The organism is Streptomyces sp. (assembly GCF_035563135.1).
Lineage (GTDB): Bacteria > Actinomycetota > Actinomycetes > Streptomycetales > Streptomycetaceae > Streptomyces.
The window spans coordinates 1-5,652 of record NZ_DATMVN010000580.1 but is presented as its reverse complement, the minus strand read 5'-3'; the positions used below and the strand labels follow the sequence as shown (position 1 = coordinate 5,652).

The window sequence follows — 5,652 nt, the reverse complement described above, 5'->3', positions numbered from 1 at the left end:
CGCTGCGCAGGCTCCACTGCCAGCAGGCCCTCGCCCTGGTCGGGCCGGAGGCCGAGCCCTCGGTACGCGCGGTGCTCGGTGACCCCGAGCTCGGCGGCCTGGCGCGGGTCTGGCTCGCGGAGCGTGGCGCGGCGGACGTGCCGGCGCCTCCGGAGGCGATGATCTTCTGGCTCGCCGTGGACACCATCGCCGCGCAACTGGACACCGACGGCGACCTGGACGAGCTCCAGGAGCTGGTCGAGGGCCTGTCGGGGCAGCACAGCGGCTTCTTCGACGAGGCGTGGCGGGTGGAGCACCCCGCGACGGCGGAGGTGCTCGAAGCCGTGGGACGGCTGCACCGGGACCGGAAGATCTCCAAGGCCGCCCGCAAGGCGGCGTACAAGGCGCGGTCGCGGCAGAAGGACTGAGGCGCGGTCGCGGCAGATGGACCGAGGCACGGGCACGGCGGCGCCGCGGCACGACGACTGCCGCGGCCCGTCCGTTTCCGGTGGTGCCCCTGGTCTTCGCCGTCCGTTCACCGGGTGGTCCGCCGGTCATGGTCCATGACTGCGAGCATCCGGTTCCTCAGTGGACCGAACCGGAGGAACGATGCTCCCGAAGAGAACCTGCGCCGCGCTCGCGGTCCTGGCCATGACCGCGGGCACCCTGGCGGGCGCAGGCGTGGCGAACGCGGGTCAGCCGCACGGCGGCGACCGCGGATCCAGGGCGGCGGCCTTCGAACGTGCCGCCACCTACCCGGTGTTCCAGAACCGGCCGGCCGGTGAGGACGCCGCGGCACGGACGGTCGCCGAGATCTCCGCGACCAGCGAGGACGGCCGCACCCTCATCTACACGGACGCCGCCGCGAAGCGCATCGGCTTCCTGGACATCGGCGACGCCGGCCGGCCCAGGGGGCTCGGCACGCTCTCCCTGGCCGAACTGGGCGACGCCGAGGACGAGCCGACCTCGGTGTCGGTCGTCGGCCGGTACGTGCTGGTCGTCGTGAACACCAGCGCGAGCCACACCCGGCCCTCCGGCCGCCTCGACGTCATCTCGCTGGCCACCCGCGAGCGGGTGGCCAGCCACGACCTGGGCGGCCAGCCCGACTCGATCACGATCAGCAAGGACGAGCGGTACGCCGCCGTCGCCATCGAGAACGAGCGCGACGAGGAGGCCGCCCCTGCGGGCGGCGAGGAGGGTGATCTCCCGCAGGCGCCCGCCGGGTTCGTGCAGATCGTCGACCTCCAGGGTGCCTCGCCCGCCGGGTGGTCCACCCGCGCGGTGCCGCTGACACGGGCGGACGGCTCCGCGCTGCCCGCGCTGGTGGCGGCCGGGATCACCGAGCCCACCGACCCGGAGCCGGAGTACGTCTCCGTCAACAGCCGTGGCCAGCTCGCCGTCACCCTCCAGGAGAACAACGGCGTCGTCATGATCGACCTCGCGTCGGGGCGTCTCACCAAGGCGTTCACCGCCGGCACGGCCTCCGTCGAGGGTGTCGACACCGTCGAGGACGGCGTCATCGACCAGACCGGGTCCCTCGGCGGCGTACCGCGCGAACCCGACGCACTGGGCTGGATCGACGACCGCTACCTGGCCACCGCCAACGAGGGCGACTGGAAGGGCGGCACCCGGGGCTGGAGCGTCTTCGACAGCCGCACCGGCGAGGTGGCCTGGGACGCCGGGAACAGCTTCGAGCACACAGCGGCGCGTCACGGCCTGCTGGACGACGGCCGTTCCGAGAACAAGGGCACCGAGCCCGAAGGGCTCGCGATCGCCACGTACGACGGTGTGCGCCACGCCTTCGTCGGCTCCGAGCGCGGCAACTTCGTCGCCGTCTACGACATCAGCAGGCCCACCCGCCCGGTCTTCAAGCAGGTGCTGCCGGCCACCAACGGTCCCGAGGGCCTGCTGCCGATCCCCTCGCGCGGACTGCTCGCGGTCTCCAGCGAGGAGGACGACGCCGAGGCCGGTGTGCGCGCCTCGGTGAGCCTGTTCCGTCCGGCCGAGGGTGCTCCCTCCTTCCCCTCGCTCGTGTCCGCCGACGACTCCACGGGCACCCCCATCGGCTGGGGCGCGCTCGGTGCCCTGTCGGCCGTGCCGGGCCGCGCCGACGAGCTGTACACCGTCACCGACGCGGCGTACTCCACCACCCGTATCCTCACGGTCGACGCGGACAGCGAGCCCGCCGTCATCACGCGCGAGCTGACCGTCAAGGACGCTGCGGGCGAGCCCGTCGGTTACGACGCCGAAGGCATCCACGCCCGGCCCCAGGGCGGCTTCTGGCTGGCCGTCGAGGGCAAGAAGGGGCCCGGCAACCAACTGGTGCGCCTGGACCGCCACGGCGTCACCCAGCAGGTCGTCCCGGTCCCGTCCGAGGTCGCCGCCGGCCTCGGTCCGCAGGGCTTCGAAGGCGTCACCGCCACCACGGACCGCGACGGCCGCGAGATCGTCTGGGCGGCTCTCCAGCGCGGGACCGCCGCCGACCCGGCCGGAGTGGTCCGCCTCGGCCGCTACGACGTCCGGGCCGGCACCTGGAGCTGGTACGGCTACCGGCTCGGCACCACCACCGCGGCCGGTGACTGGATCGGCCTGTCCGAGATCACCGTGGCCGGCGGCAGGCTCGCCGTCGTCGAACGCGACAAGCTGAACGGCCCGGCCGCCAGGGTCAAGCGGATCCACACGGTCGGCCTGCCCCGGACCGCCGCCCCGCAGGGCGCCCTCACCGTCCTGCCGAAGACCCTCGCCCACGACGTGCTGCCCGCCCTGCGGGCCACGAAGGGCTGGACGCAGGAGAAGCTGGAAGGCCTCACCGTGGCCGGAAACGGCCACGTCTACGCGGTCACCGACAACGACGGTCTGGACGACTCCACGGGGGAGACGGTCTTCCTCGACCTCGGACCCGCCCGCAAGGTCCTCGGCCGCGGCTGACCGCCCGGGGGCACCAGCCGCCTCCACCCGTCGCGGTGGAGGCGGCGCCGGCGTGTCCAGCAGCTCGACGGACCGGTGTGTTTCGGCCAGCCCCGGTTCGTTTCGGCCAGGTCTTTGGGCGGTTCTGTCCCGGTCCGGGGACCGGGTTGAGGTACGGTCCCCCGGCGCGCCGGGTGGTGTTCAGCTGGAGTTGGCGGGAGGGAGGGAACGTGATCGGGCCAACCACTCGGTCATGTTGCACCAGGAGTCCGCGATGTCCTTCACCCGCAGGGAATTCACCAGATCGTCCGCCCTCACCGGCGCGGGCATCGCCCTCACCGGCGCCGTCGGGGCACTGGCGACCGCCCCCGGCGCGCTGGCCGCCGAGGACGCACGTCACGAGCACGGCCACGGGGACCACGGGCACGGGCACGACAAGGAACTGGGCTACGGCCCGCTGATCGACGACCCGAAGGGCATCCTCGCGCTGCCTGCCGGATTCTCGTACCGGATCGTCACGCACAGCGGTGTCACCAAGCTGGAGAGCGGCGAGTTCACCCCCTCCAACCACGACGGCACGGCCGCCTTCGAAGGCCCCCGCGGTGTCACCCTCCTGGTCAACAACCACGAGCTGAGCGGCACCCGGGCCGGCTGGAAGTACCCCGTCCCGCTCACCGAGGGCCTCGTCTACGACCCGGTCGCGGCCGGCGGCTGCACCGTCGTGGAGACCCGCCGCGACGGCCGTACCGCCGAGTGGGTCGGCATCGCGGGTACGTCGACCAACTGCGCGGGCGGCAGCACGGAGTGGGGCACCTGGCTCACCTGCGAGGAGACCGAGGACAAGGCCGGCAAGAACGGTCTCCTCAAGGACCACGGCTACGTCTTCGAGGTCGACCCGTACGACAGGCGCGCCAATCGCGACCCGCGCCCCGTCAAGGCCTTCGGCCGGTACGCCCACGAGGCCGTCGTCATCGACCCGAAGCGGGGCCACGCCTATCTGACCGAGGACGCGTCCGGCCCCAACGGCCTGCTCTACCGCTGGGTCCCGCCGCACGGCTTCAAGCACGGCCGGGGCAAGCTGCGCACCCTCGCCGACGACGCCGGTGTCCTCCAGGCCACCAAGTGCTTCGACAAGAAGGGCGTGTTCGTCGACGACCTGTCCCGCGCCACGGAGATCGGCACCGTCTACGGCGTGGACTGGGTCGACGTACCCGACCGTGACGCGAGGACCGTCTCGGTGCGCAAGCAGTTCGCCGACAACGAGGTCACCCGCGCCCGCAAGCTGGAGGGCATGTGGTGGGGCGACGGCGGCGCCTACTTCGTCTCCTCGTTCGCCCGGAGCGAGAGCCCCGTGGCCCACGACGGCCAGGTCTGGTTCTACGACCCCAAGCGCCGCACGGTCACCCTCAAGGTCCTCCTCGGAGTCAACCCGGACCCGTCCGTGGACGGCGCCTTCGACGGACCGGACAACATCACCGTGTCCCCGTACGGCGGCATCGTCATCTCCGAGGACGGCAACGGCATCCAGCACCTCTTCGGCGCCACCGACAGCGGCCGCACCTACCCGATCGCACGCAACGACCTCAACGCGGGCACGGAGGACGACCCCTCCTACAGCGAGATCGCCGGGGTCACCTTCTCCCCGGACGGCAGGACGCTGTTCGCCAACATCCAGAACCCCGGCATCATGCTCGCCATCACCGGGCCGTGGAAGCGTCAGCCGCACAAGCACTGACCACCCGCAGGTGCGGCGTGTACGGGGAGGCGTACGCCGGGTGACCGGGCCGGACGCGCACCGTCCGGAAGCGAGAACCGCCACACGTCCGGGGGGTCTTTCCGGCGCGGTGTCCTGCCCGGTGCCCTTGCGGGAAGCGGGCAGGAGCACGGAACGGGCCGGGGAGCCGCTGATTACGAATGCGGCACTACTGCCCCTCCGGAGCGGTCGGGCATGGCGTCGGGCGCTTACAGGGCGCATACTCGACCGTAATGAAACAGTCAGCCGGATCCCGGCGTCACCTGCCTTCCAGTCCCTTCAACCGCCCGGCCCAGGCGGCCCCACCGGTCGAATGCTTCGATGTGGGCGACAGGGTGTCGCACGACCAGTTCGGACTCGGCCGAGTCCTTGCTGTCGAGGGCGACAACGACGCAGTGCTCATCGACTTCTCGGGGCGACAGGGGAGGATCCTGAGCCCGTACTCCAAGCTGACCAAGCTCTGAGAAGGCGGACGAGCACGCACAGCGTCCCACCGGAGACCCTCCGGATCCGGGGCACCTGAGGGGAAACCCGTCGGGTGCCCCGGAAGCCGTTCCGGGGCACCCGTGAGGGGTGCTACAGAGCCTTCGAGGCCGGCTTGACCATGCCGCGGACGGTCCGTGACTTCACGAACTCGCCCATTCCGGTCATCTCCCACTCGCCGGAGAACTGCTTGATCAGCTTGGCCATCATCACGCCGGTCTGCGGTTCCGCGCCGGTCAGGTCGAAGCGGACCAGCTCCTCCCCGGTCGCCGCGTCGATCAGCCGGCAGTAGGCCTTGGCGACCTCGGTGAACTTCTGCCCGGTGAAGGAGTTGACCGTGAAGACCAGACCGGTCGCGTCGGCGGGGATCCGGCCGAGGTCCACGACGATCACCTCGTCGTCCCCCGCGCCCTCGCCCGTGAGGTTGTCGCCGGAGTGCTTGATCGCGCCGTTGAGGATGGAGAGCTTGCCGAAGTAGCAGCTGTCCAGATGATTGCGGCTGGGGCCGAAGGCGATCACCGAGGCGTCGA

General features: G+C 71.6%; 4 protein-coding genes and 1 pseudogene. 4 read left to right on the top strand and 1 reads right to left on the bottom strand.

Going from position 1 to position 5,652, the window contains the following annotated elements:
* The 4 genes and pseudogenes from VN520_RS26010 to VN520_RS25995 all read left to right on the top strand — a co-directional run.
* Nucleotides 1-407 (top strand): annotated as a pseudogene (locus VN520_RS26010) (hypothetical protein); the annotation flags it as partial.
* A 181-nt stretch (nt 408-588) separates the two neighbouring features.
* Complete coding sequence (locus VN520_RS26005; RefSeq protein WP_325749374.1) at nt 589-2,907, top strand: esterase-like activity of phytase family protein; 2,319 nt, start codon at nt 589-591, stop codon at nt 2,905-2,907.
* Between the two features lie 253 nt (nt 2,908-3,160).
* Entirely contained in the window at nt 3,161-4,621 is a 1,461-nt protein-coding gene (locus VN520_RS26000) for an alkaline phosphatase PhoX (protein ID WP_325749375.1), read from the top strand.
* Nucleotides 4,622-4,872: 251 nt separating this feature from the next.
* Entirely contained in the window at nt 4,873-5,103 is a 231-nt protein-coding gene (locus VN520_RS25995; protein ID WP_014156926.1) for a hypothetical protein, read from the top strand.
* A gap of 112 nt (nt 5,104-5,215) precedes the next feature.
* On the opposite strand, the gene VN520_RS25990 is transcribed toward VN520_RS25995, so the two are convergent.
* Nucleotides 5,216-5,652, bottom strand: a 437-nt coding sequence (locus tag VN520_RS25990) for a TerD family protein (protein ID WP_325749373.1), incomplete at its 5' end; no start/stop codon positions are given.